Source organism: Paraburkholderia tagetis (assembly GCF_022213065.1).
GTDB classification, from domain to species: Bacteria; Pseudomonadota; Gammaproteobacteria; order Burkholderiales; family Burkholderiaceae; genus Paraburkholderia; species Paraburkholderia tagetis.
On sequence record NZ_JAKLJA010000029.1, the window covers coordinates 1 to 21102 of the forward strand.

Genomic DNA, 21102 nt, shown 5'->3' on the forward strand with positions numbered 1-21102 from the left:
CCGTGCTGCCGGAAGTGGGCTGCGTGGATTGCGTGGGCTGGGCGGGCGACGCTGCAACGCCATGGCGGGGAAGACTGCTTTTCATGATGTCGTGCTCCTCAATATCTCTTCGACTGGTGCGTTAGCGAGTGCATCAGCGGGTGCATCAGCAGGTGCATCAGCGGGTGTGTCAGACGAGTTCGTCAAATTCAGGCGGCCTCGTCCAGCGCGCCTTGCGAGCCGGTAGCGAGTTCGATGATGGCTTCCTGCGTGATGGGCTTGCCGGTATAGCCGCCCAGTGCTCCGGCGAATACGCCCTCGCGCATCACGAGCACGCGGTCGGCCACGCCGATGATCTCGGGCAGTTCGCTCGAAATCACGATGATGCCCACGCCGGTTTTGGCGAGCTCGTTGATGATGCGGTAGATCTCCGACTTCGCGCCGATGTCCACACCGCGCGTCGGCTCGTCGAGGATCAGCACGCGCGGCTTCGTTTCCAGCAGGCGCGAGAGCAGCACCTTCTGCTGATTGCCGCCCGAAAGCGCGCCCACGTTCACGCGGGAATTCGGCACGCGAATGGAAAGGGCGCGGATCGAGTCCTTCGCGCGCGACGAGCCACGCGCGAGGTCGAGCACGCCGAAGCGCGCGTCGCGTCCGGCCACGGCCACGTTGATGTTGTCGCGCACGCTCATGTCGAGAAAGAGGCCCTGATGCTTGCGGTCCTCGGTCAGATAGACGAGGCCCGCTTCGATGGCGTCGCGCGGCCCGTGCACGGTGAGCGTGCGCCCGTCGATGGCGATATCGCCGCGCGCACGCGGCTCCGCGCCGAAGATCAGACGCGCCAGCTCGGTGCGGCCCGCGCCCACGAGGCCCGCGATGCCGAGCACTTCGCCCGCATGCAGATCGAGGCTGCAACCGCGCACGCGGTTGTGATCGGCCACATCGCGCACGGTGAGCACCACCTTGCCCGGATCGTAAGGCGCATGCTCTTTTTTGTAGAACCCCGAAATATCGCGGCCCACCATCATGCTCACGAGGCTTTCCGCGTTGAGCGCGTCGCGCATCAGCGTGCCCACATAGCTGCCGTCGCGCAGCACGGAAACGCGGTCGGACAGTTCGTAAATCTCGGCCATGCGGTGGCTGATGTAGATGATCGCGAGTCCTTCCTCGCGCAACTGGCGGATGAGCTTGAAGAGGCGCTCGGTCTCGCGCGAGGAGAGCGGCGTGGTGGGCTCGTCCATCACGATGATGCGCGCGTCGCTATGCACGGCGCGGGCGATTTCCACGAGTTGGCGCTCGGCGATGGAGAGCGAACCCACCAGCGTCGTGGGCCCGAAGGTGGCGCCCAGGCGCTTGAGCACGTCTTCGCAGCCGCGCTCCATGGCGGCGCGGTCGACCATGCCGAAGCGGCCGCCGCCACGGCGCAGCTCGCGGCCCGCGTGAATGTTCTCGGCAACGGAAAGATTCGGCGCGAGGCTCAGTTCCTGGTAGATCACGGCCACGCCCAGTTCACGCGCGGCGAGCGGGCCGTCGATCACGACCGTCTTGCCGTCGATCACGATCTCGCCGCCAGGATCGGCCTGATAGGCGCCCGAGAGAATCTTCATGAGCGTGGATTTGCCCGCGCCGTTCTCGCCCATCAGCGAATGCACTTCGCCGGGCCAGACCGAGAGGCGCACCTTGTCGAGCGCGCGCACGCCGGGAAACGTCTTGCTGATGCCCCGCATTTCCAGCAGCGGGGGCGTCGATTCAGAGCGCGACATGGCTCTCCTCCTGCGCTTGAGCGTAAGGGTTATCCGCTTTCTCGCCGTGATACCGGTCATCGGTGCGGGCATACGTCTGGCTCGCATCATTCATGGCGTCACGACCTCGAATCGATAAGCCATTTCAACCGGATGACCCGGCTCGAGCGAGACCGCGGTTGGAATCCCTCTCGCATTGATGGGGTTTGCCGCCAGCGAAGGGCGGCAGCCGAGTTCAAATGCGCTTGCCACAGGCTCGACGCCCACGCACAGGTTGCGGCCGTTCCAGGGGCTGTAAGTGCGGCCCCGGTTGCTGATCCATAGTAAAAGTGATGGGAGTATGGAGGCGTCCCATGTCAGACGATACGCAACTTCGGATTCCTCATTCTTCAGGGTGACCGCCCCATCCACGCCGCATAGCTGAATGATTTCTTCCGTATCGTGCGCGAAGGGCAAGCGGTCGAACGCCGCCGTTCCTCCCGCACGTAGCGGGACGTGATCGAGTTGCTCGAAAACGGCGCCTGGCGCGGCATGAGACACACCGGGTTCGGGGCCGGCCGGATGAACGACGCCAAAGCGAAACGCGCCAGGCTCGATTTGCAGGGCTCCGGCCATCGACGGCAATGCCAGGTTCGGATGCAGCCCAATCGGCCGGCGTGTCTTGCGGCGAGCCTCGATCTTCACGGAGAAGTCGATTGCGGGGCCGTTGGGGTCGGCACGGATCACGCGCACGACACGGGCGATCGACGACTCAGGCGGATAGTCGAGCGCAATCTCGATCGAGAGATCCGTCTGGCGCACGAGGGTCCATTCACCTACGCAGACATAACCATGCAGCAGATCATCGCTCGCATCCAGTGGGCCATCGTGTGCGTCGACTGACGCAGCGAGACTCTTACGCCAGCTTTCCACGGCCGACTCGGCCGACCAGGGCACCCCGAACGGAACGCAGGGAAATTCGCTTCTGAGCTGGCCGAGCAATCCCGCCTGCCTGGGCGTTTCATCGCTAAGCCAAGGGGCTTCGTAAAACGGCGCGACGCGCCCGTTACCGTTGCGCAGCGAAACGCCGCCGAGCATGCCGCCCCTTGCGTGAACGTCAAGGGAGCCGTGAGGCCATTCCAGGTGCCAGATTTTATCCATGCGCGTTGGTCTCGAGATGAAAGGGGAGAGCGCTGTGCCGAATCAGTTTTCTTCTTCCGGCCAGCAGGTGTTGTGGCGAGCGAGCAGTGCGCTGGCCGCCGCCGGTCCCCATGTGCCGGACGCGTAGGGCTTCGGCAAGCTGGTCTGGGTGGCCCAGTCTTCGAGGATCGGTGCGACCCAGTGCCATGCCGCTTCCTGTTCGTCGCGCCGTACGAAAAGGGCGAGCCGCCCGCCGATTACATCGAGCAGCAAGCGCTGATACGCCTCCATCCGGTCCTGCTGGAAGAATTGATCGAAGGCGAGATCCAGATGCACGCCTTGCAAGGTCATGCCCATGCCCGGCTGCTTGGCGAGGGCGCTGAGGCGAATCGATTCGTTAGGCTGCAAACGGATCGTCAGCCGGTTCGAACCCGGACGCAACGCCGTCGGACCCAGCGCCGAGTGCGGCACCGGCCGGAAGTTGACGACGATTTCAGCGATGCGGCCCGCGAGTCGTTTGCCGGTGCGCAGAAAAAACGGCACACCTGCCCAGCGCCAGTTTTCCACCTCGACTTTCAACGCAACGAAAGTCTCGGTCGTGCTGCCTTGCCGGACACCCGGCTCCGCGTGATACGCGCAGACGGAAGCGTCTTTGATGGCGCCCGCGTGATATTGCCCACGGACCACGCTCTGCCGGATTTCATCGCCAAGCACCGGCTTGAGTGCGCGCAGCACGCGCAGCTTCTCGTCGCGCACCGCATCGGCGTCCATGGAGCGTGGCGGCTCCATCGCGATGATGGAAAGCAGTTGCAGCAGGTGGTTCTGCACCATGTCGCGCAACGCACCGGTCTGATCGTAGAAATTGCCGCGGCTTTCGACGCCCAGTTCCTCGGCGACGGTGATCTGGATGCTCTCGACCCATTCGCGGCGCCACAATGGTTCGAACAACGAATTACCAAAGCGCAGTGCGAGCAGGTTCTGGACCGCTTCCTTGCCGAGGTAGTGATCGATCCGGTAAATCTGGTCTTCGTCGAAAATCTGGCCGACGGCGTCGTTGATCGCATTGGACGATTCCAGATCGTATCCGAGCGGCTTTTCCAGCACGATGCGCGAGCCTTCGGTGAGACCGGCCGACGCCAGCGCGCGGCAGATCGGCACGAACAGCGCGGGCCCCGTCGCCAGATAAAAAATGCGCCGGCCGGGAGCCGTACCGAGCGTATCGCGCAACAAGGCATACGTTTCAGGTTGGCCAGCGTCGAGCATGACGTAGGCGATACGCTCGAGAAAGCTTCGCCATGCCGGGTCTTCGATCGCGGCGCCGGCAATATGGGGCTTCACGTGCTCGCGAACCCACCGCAGATAGCCGCTCGTATCGAGTGCCGTCTGCGCGACCGCGACGATCTGGCCATCGGGCGCGAGCAGGCCGTCACGATGTGCCGCAAAGAGGGCGGGCAAAATCTTGCGCATCGCGAGATCGCCGGTTCCGCCGAACAGGACGAAGGCGAATGGAGGGTGTTCCGGCTCGCGGGTAGAGCGTTTCGTCATGGCGTTCAGTGCGTTCAGTGTTGGAGATCGGGACAAAGACTTGCGGAATCGGTCAGCGCAGCCACGTCGTCGCGTTGCGGCGCGTAGGCACCCTCGTGCGCGCACGTTACTGCGGCACACGCGGCGGAAAACGCCAGATGAGCGTTCAGTGGCGCATCGGGTCGCGTGAGCAGACTCGCCAGCCATCCGCCAAAGCAGGCGTCGCCGCAGCCAACGGTGTCGACCACCCGGGTCGCGAACGCTGGCTGAAACAACACCTCCCGCGCCGTGAACAGTTGCATGCCGTCGGCTCCGCGCGTCAGGAGGATGGCCGCCGTTGGCGCCCACGCGCGCAGTTGAGCGAGTGCCGAGGCTTCGTCCAGTTCGGGAAACAAGCCCCGCAGATCCTCGTCGGACACCTTGATGTAACTGGCCAGCCCGGCCATGCGACGCAGTGTGCTCCGATAGGCCGGGCCGGCCATCGGATCGCGGTAGTTCGGATCGAATGAGATGCGCTTGCCGGCCGCATGGGCGGCCTCCGCAATCTCCAGAAGGTGCGCGGCCAGCGGCTGCCGGACCAGGCTGAGCGAGCCGAAGTGAACGATCTGGGCCGCGTCCAGCCAACCCGAAGGCAAGGCACGAGCGTCGAACGCGAGGTCGGCGCTGTTCTCGCCGACAAAGAAATATTGCGGCGGGTGCTTCGAGACGACCATGGCGAGAAGCGGCGCGTGATCGACCTGGCGCGTGAAGCGCATGTCGAGTCCTGCTTGCTGGCTTTGCTGCATCAACTCGTCGCCGAAGGTGTCGCGGCTAACAGTGCCGGCAAAACCCGTGGGCACGCCCAGGCGCGCGCCCACGCGGGCGACGTTCCAGCACGATCCACCGGGCGCGCTACGCCAGCGCTGGTTGTCTTCGCGGATAAAGTCGGTCAGGGCTTCGCCGAACACGACCAGTTTGGGGAGATTCGTCGTCATTCGAATGGACTCAGTTCACCGAATTAAATTTCCGGCTCAGTTTGCCGATGCGGATTGCTGCTTGCGCCGCTGCCTGAAACGGTCGATCAGACCGTTGGTGGAACTGTCATGGGCGAGTGCCGCGTCCGGCTGGGCAACGTCATGGGCAACGTCATGGGCAACCTCGCGCTCGATCGTCACGGCCAGCCGCTTGCCGAGTTCCACGCCCCATTGATCGAACGAATTAATGTTCCAGATTGCCCCTTGCACGAACACCTTGTGCTCGTATAGCGCGAGCAGGGCGCCGAGCGAGGCCGGATCGAGCTTGTCGAGACAGATCGTATTGGTCGGGCGGTTGCCATCGAAGTTGCGGTGTGGTTCATTCGCCGCTGGCGAGCCATTCATCAGCGCTTCGGATTGCGCGAAGCAATTGGCGAGCAGAATCTCGTGGTGAGCGTCTAGCGCATGATGCGGCTGAATGCAGGCGATGAAGTCCGCCGGAATCAACGCGGTCCCCTGGTGCAGCAACTGGAAGAACGCATGCTGGCCGTTGGTGCCAGGCTCGCCCCAGATGACGGGCCCGGTCGCGTAGTCGACGCGCTCGCCCGCAAGCGTGACGGACTTGCCGTTGCTCTCCATGTCGAGCTGCTGTAAATACGCGGGCAGACGGTGCAGATAGCGGTCGTATGGTGCGATCAGATGGCTCGTCGCGCCGAAAAAGTTGATGTGCCAGATGCCGATCAAGGCGAGCAGCACCGGCAGATTCTCTGCGAGCGGTGCGTCGACGAAATGGCGGTCCATCGCATGCGCTCCACCGAGCATCGCCTCGAAGGCGTCCATGCCGATCGCGAGCGCAATGGGCAATCCGATCGCGGACCAGAGCGAGTACCGGCCGCCCACCCAGTCCCAGAACCCGAACATGTTCTCCGGATCGATGCCGAACCTGACGACGGTTTGGGTATTCGTGGAAACGGCCACGAAGTGCTTCGCGACGGCCGCTTCGGGCGCGCCGCTCGCCACTAACCATGCGCGCGCGGTTTGGGCGTTGACGAGCGTCTCCCGCGTGGTAAAGGTCTTCGACGCCACGACGAAGAGCGTCGTTTCCGGATCGACGCTGCGTAATACCTCGGCGATGTCCGCGCCATCGACGTTGGACACGAAGTGCATCGTCAACGCTTCGTGCGCATAGGGTTTCAGCGCTTCGCAGACCATGCGCGGCCCGAGGTCCGAGCCACCGATACCGATGTTCACCACGTCGGTTATCGCTCGACCGGTGTAGCCGCGCCAGATGCCATCGCGCACGGCGTCGGTGAAGCGGCGCATTTTTGCCAGCACCGCCGAGACTTCAGGAACTACGTCCTTGCCGTCCACACGAATCGGCATGGCGCTGCGTTCGCGTAGCGCAACGTGCAGCACCGCCCGGTCTTCGGTGGTATTGATCCGCTCGCCCGCGAACATTGCGCGCCGCCGTTCTTCCACGCCGGTCTCGCGCGCGAGCGCGCACAGGAGTTCGAGCGTTTCGGCCGTCACCAGATTCTTCGAGTAATCGAGGTACAGGCCGGCCGCTTCCAGCGAGAAGCGTGCAGCGCGATCTGGATCATCGGCGAACAGCTTGCCGATCGTCGCGTGCGCGAGGCTTGCTCGATGCGTGGTGAGCGCGCGCCACGCAGGTGACCGGGTGAGCGTGGGTGTGGCCGGTTGCTGCACGGTCGGTTGTGACATGTTCATCCCGCAGGTGAAAGAAGATAGGAGTCAAGGGGTTTCGCCAGCATTTCGCATTACGGAATCCTAAGTGCCATGCAAAAAATTAATGCTGGAGATCATTCGGCTTCGTCGAGTCTGGATGGCTTGCAGATGAACTGCACAATCGTCACGTTCTTGAACGTCACCGCCTTTTAGCGAGTCAGCGCGTGGAGAAAAGTTAAAGAACATGGGCAGCGTGGCGGCGCCGATCGCACTTGCATGCGCTCCAAACGCACCACGCAGGAGCCTGGGCGTCCCGCGCGCTTGCGGCGCGCCGGCGGCCAGCGCGACACGCAAGCGCCGTATCAGCTGCTCGATGAAGCCGGCGTCGACATCGGCATCGATCACGATCACCGGCACGTCGAGCACGCACACCATCGCGCGCAGGGCCGGGGCGAGCGCATCGATGCAATCGTCGAGCCACTCGTCGAGCGCCGGCAGGCGCCGCGCAATGCAGTCTTCGAGGCTCGCCCGATGCTCGACCGGTTCACCGCGGGAACGCAGGTGCTGTACGAGGGCATCGAGCGAGGCGCGCGAAAGCAGAAGGTCCCATCGACCCATTAGCTGCGGCGCCGACGCTAGCCTGTGGGGCGAAACGGGCATCGCGCCAAAATCGCCCGCATTGCCGCTTGCGCCGCGCAGACAGTCGCCGTCGACGGCGATGCCGCCGCCGATCGCCTGCCCGAGAAACAGGTAGAGAAAATCGTCGCGTTGGCGTCCGCAGCCGTAGAACAGTTCCGCAATCGTGGCCGCCGTTCCTTCGTTTTCACGCCATACCGGCAGCGAAAGCGCTTGCGAAAGTTCAGCCGGAAAATCGACTTCACCCCATGCACGGAGCGCTTCAGGTGGCACAGATTGCCCGCTTGCGGCGTAGTGCGGCTGCGCGACACCTACACCGGCGAGCCGAGCGCGTTCTTCCTCGGTGAGCAACCGCAGCAGGTCGTGAATGTCATCCCGGACGATCGCAAGGGCATCGGACGGATGCGGGGGGACCCGGTCGTGGACCCGTCGCTTGAGCAATTGGCCGGCGAAATCCACCAGCACCGTCTCGATGCGGGTGTGCTCCCGCCGCACGCCGATGCCGAATGCACCGCGTGGTGCGAGGCGTACGCGCGAGGCCGATGAATCACGCCGACTTTCGACATGCTGTTGGGCGAACTCGATCAGTCCGGCTTCGGCGAGTGACGCGATAGCGCTGTCCACGCAGGCGCCGGTCAGATTCGCGAGTCGGGCGAGGTCCGCTTGCGAGGCCTGCCCGGCACGACGCAGCGCCAGCAGCAGCACGCGCTCGTTATGCCGGCGCACATTTGCCGAATGGCGACCCTGGCCAGCATGCGGACCTTTCACGAATCTCCTCCAACGGGCGAGCCGTCTGTGCAGCGATTAATTAATTCAAGTTGATTTATTAAAGCGCGCGAAGGAGCATCTGTCAGCCCAGGGAAATCCCGGTGTGGAATCAGGTTGCCGACTCAGCGGATTGACCGCTCCCGGCGCGGTGGGCGGCGTCGCCATGTCGAGCACACGGACTCGGGCGGGCACACGGTGGCCGATGCTGGGGAGCAGTCGATCTACGCGCACTGAGTGGCGTTTGTGTGACGTTTGGGAGGATGAACGGGCTGCGGTCGGATCGCAGCCTGTGAAACGAGTCAAGATGCGCACTGGCCGCGGTTGCACTCTCGGGACGATCTGCGAGTGCAAGTGCAAGTGCTCATACGGACGTGGCGGGGCGGAAGCATTCCTCTTTCGTGTGCGGATGGCGTGCAAAAATAAGCTCATCGAACGCGTCGATCACGGACGGCGTGTCGTCTTCCCGGCCACGCTGCGAAAGAAGATCGACGCCAGTCTGAGCGCTGCTCGCGCCCGAAGCATGGCAGGCACTCGCAGTCTTTGTCAAAATACTGTTCGCAGGTTCCCACGCGCACCATTGGGCGTTCGTCGGGCTGCCTGTCGCCGCCAACGGCGACGAATATTGCCGAAGACGGCAACCGGAATCCATCCTCCTGCCTATCGCAGGACGCACCGTTACAGCAGGCACGACATGGCACACGAGCGATGCGAACAATGCGGCAACCTGACGCCGCCCTGGGACACCATACACTGCGGCTCTGGCGATGACCCGCTCCGGCTGCTGGGCGACCGGATTGCACTGGGTGCATTTGAGCTTCGCGGAGAACTTCGCGCTGGCTACAGTACGGTGCGCGAGCACATCAACCTGGGTGAGTAGAGCCATGGTCGCAGTCAAGCACGATGATCTTTCCTTGGCCTTCGACTTGGTCAGCTACGCGGCGCCAGCGGAGCATAACGCGTATGTCTCGCTCGATACGGGCAAGATCTATTGGACTTCTGATTCCAGCGACGCTCCCGACGAGGAGATTCCTGAGGACCTTGAAACTTCAGATCGCTACCTTGCGATACCGCACAAGAACGCGCTCGATCTCGGAAGACGTCTCGCCTTGCGCTTTGTCGCACAGGAGTTGCCTGCGTGTTACGACCAGGTCGAAGGATTTTTCCGGCGGCAACGGGCTTATGTGCGTTTCAAGGATTTGCTGGAGCGTGAAGGCGTTCTCGAGGGCTGGTATTCGTTTGAAGCCGATGCTGTCGAATGCGCGCTGAGGCAATGGTGTGCCGAAAACGGGCTTGAGCTTCTTGAGACATGACGGACGCTGTTGGCTCTCGCAACGCCAGGTGTGCTGTTTCCTGTGATCAAGCGCGGACATGTTCCGATGACGCGTCCGGTGCCGCGCAGCGCGATCGCCTGTGGGCCATGCGAAACTCAGCGATTCCACATCGCCAGGGGCCGCCTTTATGAACGTCTGCCGGTCGACGCAGCTACAGCCATATAACGCTCAATTTGAAAGCAAATTGACGCGCAAAATCCGCTTTCCTTCTTAATGCGGCGTGAACCGCCAGGTTTCAGGCCTCTTCCTGGTACTTTCCCTGAGCTGGAACTGGCTAAAACCTCCCAGGACTTTCCCTTGGATCGCCCGGCTTTCGGCAATTGACGAAGAATGGCCGAACGACGCGGTTGGAGTTATCCAGTCAGCCGCAAAGCCCCGCCCATAGAGGATTCCCGCCTCGTTTGCGTATTCGCCAAGCGTTTCATTGCTTACACAGTGTGCCGCTCGCATTACCAAAGGTATGGAAAAGGGTCCAGAAAATGTATCTGGAAGCCGCAATTTGAATTGATACGCTGCAATCACTGCATCAACGGCAGCAGCAGAAGCGAAATTGCCCAGGCATTGAATTCGAAGCCGGGTAAGCACTGATGTTAGCCGGTTCGCCACGCGAGCATTCCCGGCCGTACCGGAGTTCGCCAGTATCAATTTTTGAACCAGCCAGCTGGGAAAACCGAATGAGCCCAAATCTGACGTTCGCGCCGGGAGACGTGATCCCCCCAGGTGCAATCAACACGGCGGGCATGCCTTCAGTGGCCCGCCCCGTTGCCATATCCGGTACCGACATTTTGACGGTCAAGAACCTTTCGAAGATCTTTGGCCCGAAGCCCGAGGTTGCCGCACAACTGGTCAAGCAGGGCCTGGGTCGCGATGAAGTCTTCAAGCGCACGGGCAACATGGTGGCAGTCAACGACGTCAGCCTCAACGTGAAGGCCGGCGAGATCTTCGTCATCATGGGACTGTCCGGCTCCGGCAAGTCGACGCTCGTGCGTCTGCTCAACCGCCTGATCGAGCCGACGGCGGGTCAGGTCGTGCTCGAAGGCCGCGACATTGCACCGATGTCCACGCTCGAACTGCGCGAAGTGCGCCGCAAGAAAATGGCCATGGTGTTCCAGTCGTTCGCACTGCTGCCAAACCGCACGGTGCTCGACAATATTTCATACGGCCTGGAAGTCGCGGGCATGAAGAAGGCCGAGCGCTATGAAATCGCGCGGGCAGCGCTCAAGCGCGTGGGCCTCGGTTCGTACGAAAAGCTCTTGCCGGGCGAACTCTCGGGGGGCATGCAGCAGCGCGTGGGTCTGGCGCGCGCCCTGGCGGTCAATCCCGCCGTGCTGCTGATGGACGAAGCCTTCTCGGCGCTCGACCCGCTCATCCGCTTCGAAATGCAGAGCGAACTGCTGCGTCTGCAAAAGGAAGAGCAGCGAACCATCGTCTTCATTTCGCACGATATCGAAGAGGCCATCAAGATTGGCGGCCGAATCGGCATCATGAAAGATGGCTGCCTGATTCAGGTCGGCACGCCGGCTGAACTGATCCAGTCACCCGCCGACGACTACGTGCGTGACTTTTTCCGTCATGTGGACGTGTCGCGCTTCCTCAAGGCCGAAAGCCTGATGACGCGCGTGGAGCATGGACTGATCTCCGGCGACATTGGCGCGCCTGCCGAGCGTTACCTCAATCAACTGATCGACAGCGGCGCCGAGTGTGGCTATGTGTGCGATGAAGCGGGCCGCTACCAAGGCTGCGTCACGCCCGCTTCGCTGCACAAAGCGGGCGCCCAGCCCCTGCGCGAAGCGTTGCTCGGGGACATGAGCCCGGTCACGCTAGACACCGACCTGCACGAACTCTCCGCGATCGCCCTGAGCCAGCAACACGACGTGCCGGTCACGGACGCTGCCGGCAAGCTCGCGGGCGTCGTGTCGTGCCGAACGATACTCAAGCAGGTTATGGAGCGGAGGGCAGCATGAATTCGTCAGTCATCGGCAAGTTTGCAGAGAACGCCGTCAATTTCCTTTTTAATCATTTCCAGGGCGGCTTCAACGCGTTTTCTGCGGCGCTGGGTGCCGTCGTCAAGCTGCTGGAAAGCGGGCTGGGGGCCATTCCCTTCGTCGCGATGCTCGTCTTCCTCGTTGCGTTCGCCTTGTGGCGCCGTGGTATCGCGTTTGCGGTGTTCGTTGGCATCGCGCTGCTGCTCATTCATTACATGGGACTGTGGCCGCAAACGGTCGCCACGCTCGCGCTCGTCGTGGCCGCCACGGTATTCAGCCTCATCGTTGGCGTGCCGCTCGGTATCTGGGGTGCGCGAAACAAGCGCGTGGAAATGGTGCTGCGCTCGCTGCTCGACTTCATGCAGACCATGCCGGCATTCGTTTATCTGATTCCCGCCGTGATCCTGTTCGGGCTGGGCCGCGTGCCTGCCGTGATCGCAACCGTGGTGTTCGCCATGCCGCCCGTGGTGCGGCTCACCACGCTGGGCATCCGCCAGGTGCGCGAAGAACTGCTGGAAGCAGGGCGCTCGTTTGGCAGTACCGACGCGCAATTGCTCTGGAAAATCCAGTTGCCGAACGCGTTGCCTTCCATCATGGCCGGTGTGAACCAGACCATCATGATGTCGCTTTCGATGGTCGTGATCGCTTCGATGATCGGTGCGGGCGGCTTGGGCGAGTACGTGTTGAGCGGTATCCAGCGCCTTGATATCGGTATCGGCTTCGAAGGGGGGCTGGGTGTCGTGCTGCTGGCCATCGTGCTGGACCGCCTGACGGAGACGTTTGGTGTGAAGTCGAAGAAGAGGAGACCTGTCACGAAAGTGGGCAAGGCGGGCGCTACCGAAGCGGCGCATAGCTAACCGGCCTCAGGCCTGCCCAGCACCACCGGCAGGTCAACCGTGGCGGAATGAGTAGTTTCAATATAAATACGGAGTACTAAGATGATCAGCGATATTCTCAAATCACTCACGGCGAAGGTGGCGCTATCGACAATCGTCGCTCTGGGCGCTGTTGGTTCCGCGGCGGCGGCGGAGCCGATCAAGCTGGCGATTACCGACTGGGCAGACGTTCTCGCCACGGCCAACGTCGCCAAGTACGTCCTCGAAGCCAAGCTGAATCAGCCCGTCAAGTTCGTCAATGCGGACATCGGTATTCAGTTCCAGGGCGTCGCGCGCGGCGACCTCGACATCATGGTGGGCGGCTGGCTGCCGGTTACGCATGCCGTGTACTACGCGAAGTACAAGAACGATCTGGATGACGTTGGCGTCATCTACACGGGCGGCCGGAACGGCTGGGCCGTGCCCGCATACGTGCCCGAGTCCGAAGTTTCGTCGATTTCGGATCTGAACAAGCCGGACGTCAAGAGCAAGCTCGACGGCACGATTCAGGGCATTGGTCCGGGCTCGGGCCTGATGCAGGCCTCCCAGAAGTCGGTCGAGGCTTACGGCTTGAACGGCTACAACCTCCAGTCGTCCAGCGAAGCCGGCATGCTGGCCGCGGTGTCGCGTGCGTATCAGACGAAGCAATGGGTGGTCGCTACGGTCTGGAGCCCGCATTGGCTCTGGCAGAAATGGCAGATGCGCTATTTGAAGGACCCCAAGGGCACGCTGGGCGGCGAGGAGCAGATCCACGCGTTCGCTTCGAAGCAGTTCGCCACCAGGTTCCCGCGCGCCGACGTGTTCTTCAAGCATTTCAAGCTGACGCTGGCCGACGTGGAAGCCATCGAACTTGAAGGCAACAGCACGAACGACTACGCCACCGCCGCGAAGAAGTTTGTCGATGCGCACCCGGACAAGCTGAAAGCCTGGCTGCAGCAGTAACCATAAGGTTCGTGTTCAGGGAGCAGGAAGGGCCCGCTGCCCCCTGGCGATCTTCATGTTCTGGCAGGGCCCCTTGACACGATGACTTCATGGAGTGACCTGTGAGCGAGAATTCGTGCTTCTTTTCTGAAACGCTCCAGAGCCGTGACCCGGTCATTGCATCGGAGATCGCGCTCGAATTGCGCCGTCAGCAAACGCAGATCGAATTGATTGCTTCCGAGAATATTGTTTCGGCCGCGGTCATGGAAGCGCAAGGAACGGTGCTGACCAACAAGTATGCCGAGGGCTACCCGTCGAAGCGCTACTACGGCGGCTGCGAACACGTCGACCGGATCGAGGCGCTGGCCATCGACCGCGTGAAGGCGCTGTTCGACGCAGACTACGCCAACGTGCAGCCGCATTCGGGCGCCCAGGCAAACGGCGCGGTCATGCTCGCGCTCGTCAAGCCGGGCGACACGGTCATGGGCATGTCGCTCGACGCGGGCGGCCACCTCACGCACGGCGCGCGGCCAGCGCTTTCCGGGAAGTGGTTCAACGCCGTGCAATATGGCGTGAGCGCGCAAACGTATCGTATCGACTACGACGCCGTGCGCCGGCTCGCGCAGGAACACCGGCCGAAGCTCATCATTGCGGGTTACTCGGCTTACCCGCGGGCGCTCGACTTTGCAGCCTTCCGCGAGATCGCGGACAGCGTGGGCGCGTTGCTCATGGTGGACATGGCGCATATCGCCGGTATCGTCGCGGCGGGGCGTCATGACAACCCGGTCAAATACGCGGACGTGGTGACGTCGACCACGCACAAGACGCTTCGCGGCCCCCGTGGCGGTTTCATCCTTACCAACAACGCCGACATTGGAAAGAAGATCAATTCTTCCGTGTTCCCAGGCTTGCAGGGCGGTCCGCTCATGCACGTCATTGCGGGCAAGGCGGTGGCGTTCGGCGAAGCGCTGCGACCCGAATTCGCGGGCTACATCGGCCGGGTGCTGCACAACGCCGAGGTGCTCGGCAAGGTCCTGCAATCGGGCGGGCTCTCCCTCGTCACGGGCGGCACCGACAACCACCTGCTGCTCGTCGATCTTCGTGCGAAGCGCATCACGGGCGCGCAGGCCGAGAAAGCCCTGGAGCGCGCCGGCATCACTTGCAACAAGAACGGTATTCCGTTCGACACGGAAAACCCAACGGTGACCTCCGGCATCCGGCTTGGCACGCCTGCCGGTACGACGCGCGGATTCGGCACCGCGCAGTTCGAGCAGGTCGGGCAGATGATTCTCGAAGTCCTTGCGGGCCTGGAGCGTACGCCCGGCGGCGACGACCAGGTCGAGCGCGCCGTGCGTAGCCGCGTGAGAGATCTGTGCAACCAGTTTCCGATTTATTCGCACGCCGACGCGCTCGCCTAAGCCGGGTGGCCCGCCTGCAATTGCAACGCAGTCCAGATTATTTGTTTGAAGATTACTGAAGAGAGGAATCGAAATGAGCTTCGAGGGCGTCCATACTCCGCTGGTCACTCCGTTCAAGGAAGACGGTGAAATCGACCACGTTTTGCTCGGCAAGCACGCAGCGAATCTCGCAGGCCGCGTTTCAGGCCTCGGGATCGGCGGCACCACGGGCGAATACTACGCGTTGAGCTTCGAGGAACGCGTGAAGACTTTCAACACGGTTGCCGAGGCAGCAGGCGGAAAAACGTATCTGACCGCGGGCATCAACGCGACCACGACGAAGGAAGTGATTCGCCTCGGTCTGGAGGCCAAGCGGGCCGGCTTGTCGTCGCTGCTGGTTGCCGCGCCGTATTACACCCAGCCGACACAGGAAGAACTGCTCAGCCACATGTTGAAGGTGGACGACGCACTCGACATGCCCATCATGCTCTACAACTTTCCGGCTCGCACGGGAACGGAAATCGGCGATGGCGTGCTGACAACGCTGCTTGAGCGTCCGAACTTTGTCGCCATGAAAGAAAGCACCGGCGATATTTCGCATCTGCACCACCTCGTCACGCATTTCAAGGAGCGGCTGGTACTCAGTTGCGGCATGGACGACCAGGCGCTCGAATTTTTCGCGTGGGGCGCAAAGAGCTGGGTGGGCGGCGCCTCCAACTTCCTGCCGGAAGCGCACACGGCGCTTTTCGAAGCATGCGTGAAGCAGAACGATTTCGTGCTGGGCCGCACGCTGATGACGCAATTGCTGCCCGTGCTCGAACTGCTCGAGCGCAGCGGCAAATTCATCCAGTACGTTCGCTACGGTTGCGAACTGGTAGGGCTTCCGGTAGGCGTTGCACGTGCGCCGCTCGGCTCGCTCACGCAAGAGGAGCGCAGCGCGTTTGCGCAACTGGTCAAACCTCTGATTCGCAACGCCCAGTAATAACAGACCATGGCTTCGAATCTGGAATTCGCGCGGTTTCCGGCGCCCGATGGCGTCAATGGATGGTGGGAGAGCCTCCCGCCTGCGGCGCCTGTCAAGGCCGTGTCGTCGCAGCATCGTTACGACTGGGTCGTGGTCGGCGGCGGCATTACCGGGCTTTGCGCTGCTCGCCGGCTTGCCGAGCTGGCGCCCGATGCGTCGATTGCGCTCGTCGAGGCCGATCGCATCGGGCGCACGACAGCCGGGCGCAATTCCGGATTTTTCGTCGATTTGCCGCACGACATCAGCAGTGAAAGCTATTCGCGCAGCGTGGCGGAGGACAAGGCCGACGTAAGGTTTCAGCGGCACGGGATCGACTACGTGCGCTCGATCGTGCGCCAGCACAATATCGATTGCGATTGGCGCGACGACGGGAAATTCCACGCCTCGGTGAATAAAAAGGGCTTCGACGCGCTGACGCACTTTGCGCAAGGATTGTCGCGCATCGACGAACCATTCGAGTGGCTCGATCAAGCGGCCATTCGCGCGGTGACGGGTACGGACTTCTATCAGGGCGCACTGTTCACGCCGGGATGCAGCACCGTGCAGCCGGCTGCGCTCATGCGCGGTCTGGCGGCTACGCAGCCCAGGAACGTCACGGTATTCGAGCAGAGTGCGGTGACCGAAATCGAGCATCGCGGCAACGAGAAAGTCCTGCACTTCGCGGGCGGCAAGATCGTCGCCGGGCAAGTGATTCTCTGCACCAACGCTTATGCGGCGACATTCGGCATGCATCCCAATGGCTTGCTGCCCGTCTACACGTTCGCATCGATGACTCGCGTCTTGAAGGCGCAAGAGGTTGCGAGACTGGGCGGCACATCGTCGTGGTCGCTGATTCCCGCGGACCCGATGGGTACGACCGTGCGCCGTCTCGGAACGAACCGTATTTGCGTGCGCAACCATTTCGCATTTCGTCCGCGGCTGCAGGTGTCGGACGCCGATCTCGCGAAGTCGAAAATGCTGCATCAGCGCTCGTTCGCGCGCCGGTTCCCGATGCTCGAGGGCGTCGAGCTCGAGTACACGTGGGGCGGCCCGCTGTGTCTTTCCGCGAACAACGGTGCGCTGTTCGGGCGCCGCGACGATGGCATCCTGGAAGCGGTGGGCTGCAATGGTCTTGGGCTCAGCCGAGGCTCTTCGTCCGGCAAGCTGATTGCGGAATATGCGCTGGGCCGGACCAGTGAACTCGTGCTTCAGCTTCTGAAGCAGCCGCATCCGCGTTCGCTGCCGGTTCGCCCAATTGTGGATGTGGCGGTCTCGGCAACGATCTGGGCGAAGGAAATGTCGGCGGGTGCCGAGCTTTAATTAACCAAGGACACGAGATGACGACGCATCAGGACTGGAAGCACAAAGCCGCAAAACTTTCGCTCGACGGCCGGGCATTCATTGCAGGCGAGCGCAGTCGCGCAGCGTCCGGCGAAACGTTCGCCACGCTCAACCCGGCTTCGGGCCAGGTACTCGCGGAAGTGGCGAAATGCGCCGACAAAGATGTGGATCGCGCGGTCGCCGCCGCCCGGGAGTCCTTCGAATCCGGCGTGTGGTCGAAGGCCTCGCCCGCTCACAGGAAGTCGGTGCTGCTGCGCCTTGCGCAGTTGATCGACGAGCATGCGGACGAACTGGCGCTTCTCGAAGCACTGGAGGCGGGCAAGCCGATCAGCGAATGCCTCGGGCTCGATATTCCCGAGTCAGCGGCCTGCATTCGTTGGCATGCCGAAGTGACTGACAAGCGTTACGACGCGCTTTCGCCTTCGGGTGCCGACGTCGTGAGCATGATCACGCGCGAACCGATCGGCGTAGTGGCCGCGGTGCTGCCGTGGAATTTCCCGGCGCTCATGCTGGCATGGAAAATCGGGCCCGCGCTGTCGGTGGGCAATAGCGTGGTCGTGAAGCCTGCGGAGCAAACATCTTTGTCGACCTTGCGCATTGCCGACCTCGCGCTCGAAGCAGGCGTTCCAGCAGGCGTGTTCAGCGTGGTCACGGGCTTCGGCGAGGGGGCGGGGCAGGCGCTGGGCCGCCATGCCGATGTCGACCTCGTGGCATTCACAGGCTCGACCGAAACCGGCAAGCGCTTTCTGCATTATTCGGCGGACACCAATTTGAAGCGCGTGGTGCTGGAGTGCGGCGGCAAGAATCCGCAGGTGATTCTTCCCGATGTCGCGAATCTCCAAACTGTTGCAGAGCAGGCCGTCGCCGCCGCGTTCTGGAACATGGGAGAAAATTGCAGCGCGGGTTCGCGCATTATCGTTCCTTCGAGCAAGCGCGCAGAACTGGTCGAGAAAGTCGAGGCCGTGCTCGCGGGCTGGAAGACGGGCGATCCGCTCGACCCGGACGCGAAACTCGGCGCGCTGATCGAGCAAAAGCACTACGAGAAGGTGCTCGCGCACATCGAGAAGGCGAAGGCACAAGGCGCGCGCGTGATTTGCGGAGGACGTGCCGCGCTGAGCGAAACGGGCGGGTGGTTCGTCGAGCCCACGATCTTCGATCAGGTCACGCCGGATATGGCCATCGCACGCGAAGAGGTGTTCGGGCCGGTCGTGTGCTTTATCGAATACGACGACGTGGAGGACGCTATCCGGATCGCGAACGACACGTGCTATGGTCTTGCAGCCTCGCTGTGGACGGACAACGTAAACAGCGCCCATAAGGTTGCCGCGCGTATCCGTGCAGGCACCGTCACGGTAAACTGTTTCGGTGAGGGCGATCTTTCCACGCCGTTCGGCGGCTTCAAGCAATCCGGGTTTGGCGGGCGCGACAAATCGGTCTATGCGCACGACCAGTATTGCGAATTGAAGACCACGTGGCTGAAGCTCACTTGACGCGGCAGCAGTCAAGCGCGCGAGGGGCGCGTAGCCCACCGCGCACAATGGCGGCATTCAATATAAGGCCCTGATTCTGGATCTCCTCACTTGCCACCGGGCAAACGGGCTCGCAAACTATTCTCATCCGAATCCCTTTATGGTTCGTGGCGCGCTTGAATGCGCCATGCGAGCACCGTTTATAGAGCGCACGCCATGTTAAAGAAGCAACTATTCGCAGACAGACTCCTCGCTCAGATGCCGTCGCTCAGGGCGCTCCGATGCTTCGTAACAGCGGCGCGGTACGAGAGCTTCACGCAGGCTGCGGAGGTGCTGTGCGTCACCCAGGCCGCAATCAGCAGACAAATCAAGGAGCTCGAAGATTCCCTCGACGTCGCGCTGTTCGAGCGCACGGGCCGGCATATCGCGCTGACCGATGCGGGACGCATTTTGTACAACGCGTCATACCTTTCCATCATGAACATCGCAGAAGCGGCGGAGGCCGTGCGCCGCACGGACAGACATGCGTTGACCATTTGCGTATCGCATACCTTTTCGGCGCTGTGGCTCTCGCAGCGCCTGCCGGCGTTTCGCGAGCGCTTTCCGGAGGTCCGGCTGCATGTGATGGTCACGGAGCACTTCATGGAGCTGGACGAACTCATGGAGCCCGACATCATCATTACGAAAAATCCGCCGCGCGAGCCGGAATACGAGGTCGAGCCGCTGTTTCACGACGTCGTCTACCCCGTGTGCAGCCCGACGTTTTACGACCGGCATTTTCGCGGCAAAAAGCTCAAGCCACTCGACCTGCTCTCGGCGCCCACGCTGAATCTTTCGCTGCTGGGGCGAGCCCAGGTCTGCGAACACGTGGACTGGCGCGTGTGGCGCAACTGGTTTCAGCAGGGGGACGGCACGGACATACCGGGTGAGAACAAGAATCTGGAGAGCAACGACTATCGGCTTCTCGTCGCCCAGGCCGAAGCGGGCGAGGGAACGCTGCTGGGCTGGCATCATCTTCTGCATCTTCAGGTGGAGCAAGGGCGCCTGATACGGCCTGTACCCGACGCGCTCGTCTTCAAAGACCGCTACCACTATCTGATTACGCACCGCAACGCACGGCCCCGCACCGAGTATCTACAGTTTCGAAACTGGCTCAGTGATGAGGCGAGCACCATGATGCACGATTGGCTTGACGCAGGCGTTGCGGTGACAACCGCGTGAATTGGTGGGGGAGACGTGACGGTCAACTGCTTCGGCGAAGGCGACGTGACGACACCGAATCATCTGAAGCAGGCGGGGAGTATGAGAAGCAGGAACAAGGCAACGCTAATCGGTTTCAGCGGGAAAGCGTTCTTGATGCTCAGACGATGCCGATCGGCACATTGACGCCTTCAGGCACGGCGTATTCCGCCATACGGATGCGCGACAGTTCCCAATGCGCCTTAACGAGTTCGCCAGCAGTGAGCGCATCGTGCCGTGCGATGGCGTCGATGATCTGCTCATGCTGGTCGACCGCGTCCGCCATGTCCTGCTGCATGTTTTCGACGGCGGGATGCCGATAGAAAATCTTGCCGAGCCGCGCATGATCGATCAGTAGACGGCGCAGACTCGGCATCAGGTAGTCGTTTTGCGCCATCTTGCCAATTTCCAGATGGAACGCGTCGTTATAGAGCACGCGGCTGTCGACGTCGTCCTCCTTGAGGGCGGTCTTGAGGCGTTGCTGAATTTTCCTCAGGCGATCCACGTCGGCCGGCGTGGCATTGGTGGCGGCCAGTTGGGTTGTGGCAATGTAGATCAGCGGTGCGGCGAGAAAGAAACTGCGCAACGACTGATAGTTCATCGACGAAACGCGAGCAGCGCGATTGGTTTCGAGTTCGATGTAGCCTTCCGCCGCCATCTGGCGCATCAGTTCGCGCACCGGAGGCCTGGAGAGGCCGAATTCTTCAGCGAATGCCAACTCGTCGACGACTGCACCTGGGCGCATTTCCATGTTGAGGATGCGGTGCCGCAAGGCCTCACCCAGCGCCGCCTTACGGTCGGTCGGCGCTGCGGGCTCGGCGTCCGGGTCGATATTGGGGCTTGCTTTCATGAGGGCGCTCTGTCTTTGATTTGTATACTATGGATCTACTCTTTTATAAATTCTAGCCAGGCAGATCCCGCAGAGAGGCTCGCGAAGGGTGGCGCCTCCCGCTTTTAATCTCTGCGCCAGGTTCAACGTCTCGCTCTCGGCTTTCATATCCGAAGTCCGCAAGGGCGCTGTGGTTGCAAAGAGCCCTTGCGGTTGTTTGCTTAAAATTTTACATAATAAAATTTAGCGAAGTTTTTGATGGGGTGCGATGCTATAATCCGGCTTCGACTAGTCGGCCACCGGCC

16 protein-coding genes and 1 pseudogene are annotated in these 21102 nt (G+C 62.1%); 9 read left to right on the forward strand and 8 right to left on the reverse strand.

Features of this window, described 5'->3' with window-relative positions; genetic code table 11:
* Positions 1 to 188: 188 nt before the first annotated feature.
* From L5014_RS26655 to L5014_RS26685, 7 genes and pseudogenes are all read right to left on the reverse strand, one after another.
* On the reverse strand, positions 189 to 1742 hold the full coding sequence (locus L5014_RS26655; RefSeq protein ID WP_238466805.1) for a sugar ABC transporter ATP-binding protein: 1554 nt from the start codon (positions 1740 to 1742) through the stop codon (positions 189 to 191).
* A gap of 90 nt (positions 1743 to 1832) precedes the next feature.
* Positions 1833 to 2861 carry a hypothetical protein gene (locus tag L5014_RS26660; RefSeq protein ID WP_238466806.1) on the reverse strand — a complete coding sequence of 343 codons (1029 nt, stop codon included), beginning with the start codon at positions 2859 to 2861 and terminating at the stop codon, positions 1833 to 1835.
* Between the two features lie 42 nt (positions 2862 to 2903).
* The gene (gene zwf, locus L5014_RS26665) at positions 2904 to 4385 is read right to left on the reverse strand and encodes a glucose-6-phosphate dehydrogenase (RefSeq protein ID WP_238466807.1); all 1482 of its coding nucleotides are present in this window, start codon (positions 4383 to 4385) and stop codon (positions 2904 to 2906) included.
* Between the two features lie 14 nt (positions 4386 to 4399).
* Entirely contained in the window at positions 4400 to 5338 is a 939-nt protein-coding gene (locus L5014_RS26670) for a carbohydrate kinase family protein (protein WP_238466808.1), read from the reverse strand.
* 36 nt (positions 5339 to 5374) lie between these two features.
* Positions 5375 to 7039 carry a glucose-6-phosphate isomerase gene (gene pgi / locus L5014_RS26675; RefSeq protein ID WP_238466809.1) on the reverse strand — a complete coding sequence of 555 codons (1665 nt, stop codon included), beginning with the start codon at positions 7037 to 7039 and terminating at the stop codon, positions 5375 to 5377.
* Positions 7040 to 7186: 147 nt separating this feature from the next.
* Positions 7187 to 8407, reverse strand: a pseudogene (locus L5014_RS26680) (ROK family transcriptional regulator); the annotation flags it as partial.
* 361 nt (positions 8408 to 8768) lie between these two features.
* A complete protein-coding gene (locus tag L5014_RS26685; protein WP_238466810.1) occupies positions 8769 to 9290 on the reverse strand; it encodes a hypothetical protein in 522 nt (173 codons plus the stop codon).
* On the opposite strand from L5014_RS26685, the gene L5014_RS26690 reads away from it, so the two are divergent.
* From L5014_RS26690 to L5014_RS26730, 9 genes are all read left to right on the forward strand, one after another.
* On the forward strand, positions 9289 to 9717 hold the full coding sequence (locus tag L5014_RS26690; RefSeq protein ID WP_238466811.1) for a hypothetical protein: 429 nt from the start codon (positions 9289 to 9291) through the stop codon (positions 9715 to 9717). The two genes, L5014_RS26685 and L5014_RS26690, sit on opposite strands and share 2 nt — an antisense overlap.
* Before the next feature lie 695 nt (positions 9718 to 10412).
* Positions 10413 to 11702, forward strand: a complete 1290-nt coding sequence (locus tag L5014_RS26695) for a quaternary amine ABC transporter ATP-binding protein (protein ID WP_238466812.1) — start codon at positions 10413 to 10415, stop codon at positions 11700 to 11702.
* Positions 11699 to 12580 (forward strand): ABC transporter permease, encoded by an 882-nt coding sequence (locus tag L5014_RS26700; RefSeq protein WP_238466813.1) that lies wholly within the window; start codon positions 11699 to 11701, stop codon positions 12578 to 12580. The genes L5014_RS26695 and L5014_RS26700 overlap by 4 nt, the downstream gene beginning before the upstream one ends.
* Positions 12581 to 12661: 81 nt before the next feature.
* Entirely contained in the window at positions 12662 to 13540 is an 879-nt protein-coding gene (locus L5014_RS26705; RefSeq protein WP_238466814.1) for a glycine betaine ABC transporter substrate-binding protein, read from the forward strand.
* Between the two features lie 101 nt (positions 13541 to 13641).
* Positions 13642 to 14937, forward strand: a complete 1296-nt coding sequence (gene glyA / locus L5014_RS26710; RefSeq protein ID WP_338019335.1) for a serine hydroxymethyltransferase — start codon at positions 13642 to 13644, stop codon at positions 14935 to 14937.
* 73 nt (positions 14938 to 15010) lie between these two features.
* On the forward strand, positions 15011 to 15898 hold the full coding sequence (locus tag L5014_RS26715; RefSeq protein ID WP_238466815.1) for a dihydrodipicolinate synthase family protein: 888 nt from the start codon (positions 15011 to 15013) through the stop codon (positions 15896 to 15898).
* Between the two features lie 9 nt (positions 15899 to 15907).
* Positions 15908 to 17239: an NAD(P)/FAD-dependent oxidoreductase gene (locus L5014_RS26720; RefSeq protein WP_238466816.1), complete on the forward strand. Its 1332-nt coding sequence runs from the start codon at positions 15908 to 15910 to the stop codon at positions 17237 to 17239.
* A 17-nt stretch (positions 17240 to 17256) separates the two neighbouring features.
* The gene (locus L5014_RS26725) at positions 17257 to 18750 is read left to right on the forward strand and encodes an aldehyde dehydrogenase (protein WP_238466817.1); all 1494 of its coding nucleotides are present in this window, start codon (positions 17257 to 17259) and stop codon (positions 18748 to 18750) included.
* A gap of 195 nt (positions 18751 to 18945) precedes the next feature.
* Complete coding sequence (locus L5014_RS26730) at positions 18946 to 19950, forward strand: LysR substrate-binding domain-containing protein (RefSeq protein WP_238466818.1); 1005 nt, start codon at positions 18946 to 18948, stop codon at positions 19948 to 19950.
* Between the two features lie 139 nt (positions 19951 to 20089).
* Here L5014_RS26730 and L5014_RS26735 read toward each other — a convergent pair whose 3' ends face one another.
* Positions 20090 to 20818 (reverse strand): GntR family transcriptional regulator, encoded by a 729-nt coding sequence (locus L5014_RS26735; RefSeq protein ID WP_238466819.1) that lies wholly within the window; start codon positions 20816 to 20818, stop codon positions 20090 to 20092.
* Positions 20819 to 21102 lie beyond the last annotated feature (284 nt).

Bases quoted from the DNA above. Each gene is read 5' to 3' on its own strand.
- L5014_RS26670 (WP_238466808.1), bottom strand. From the start codon at position 5,338: ATGACGACGAATCTCCCCAAACTGGTCGTGTTCGGCGAAGCCCTGACC.
- pgi (WP_238466809.1), bottom strand. From the start codon at position 7,039: ATGTCACAACCGACCGTGCAGCAACCGGCCACACCCACGCTCACCCGG.
- L5014_RS26700 (WP_238466813.1), top strand. From the start codon at position 11,699: ATGAATTCGTCAGTCATCGGCAAGTTTGCAGAGAACGCCGTCAATTTC.
- L5014_RS26720 (WP_238466816.1), top strand. From the start codon at position 15,908: ATGGCTTCGAATCTGGAATTCGCGCGGTTTCCGGCGCCCGATGGCGTC.
- L5014_RS26655 (WP_238466805.1), bottom strand. From the start codon at position 1,742: ATGTCGCGCTCTGAATCGACGCCCCCGCTGCTGGAAATGCGGGGCATC.
- L5014_RS26690 (WP_238466811.1), top strand. From the start codon at position 9,289: ATGGTCGCAGTCAAGCACGATGATCTTTCCTTGGCCTTCGACTTGGTC.
- L5014_RS26685 (WP_238466810.1), bottom strand. From the start codon at position 9,290: ATGGCTCTACTCACCCAGGTTGATGTGCTCGCGCACCGTACTGTAGCC.
- L5014_RS26705 (WP_238466814.1), top strand. From the start codon at position 12,662: ATGATCAGCGATATTCTCAAATCACTCACGGCGAAGGTGGCGCTATCG.
- L5014_RS26660 (WP_238466806.1), bottom strand. From the start codon at position 2,861: ATGGATAAAATCTGGCACCTGGAATGGCCTCACGGCTCCCTTGACGTT.
- L5014_RS26695 (WP_238466812.1), top strand. From the start codon at position 10,413: ATGAGCCCAAATCTGACGTTCGCGCCGGGAGACGTGATCCCCCCAGGT.
- L5014_RS26725 (WP_238466817.1), top strand. From the start codon at position 17,257: ATGACGACGCATCAGGACTGGAAGCACAAAGCCGCAAAACTTTCGCTC.
- zwf (WP_238466807.1), bottom strand. From the start codon at position 4,385: ATGACGAAACGCTCTACCCGCGAGCCGGAACACCCTCCATTCGCCTTC.
- L5014_RS26730 (WP_238466818.1), top strand. From the start codon at position 18,946: ATGTTAAAGAAGCAACTATTCGCAGACAGACTCCTCGCTCAGATGCCG.
- L5014_RS26735 (WP_238466819.1), bottom strand. From the start codon at position 20,818: ATGAAAGCAAGCCCCAATATCGACCCGGACGCCGAGCCCGCAGCGCCG.
- L5014_RS26715 (WP_238466815.1), top strand. From the start codon at position 15,011: ATGAGCTTCGAGGGCGTCCATACTCCGCTGGTCACTCCGTTCAAGGAA.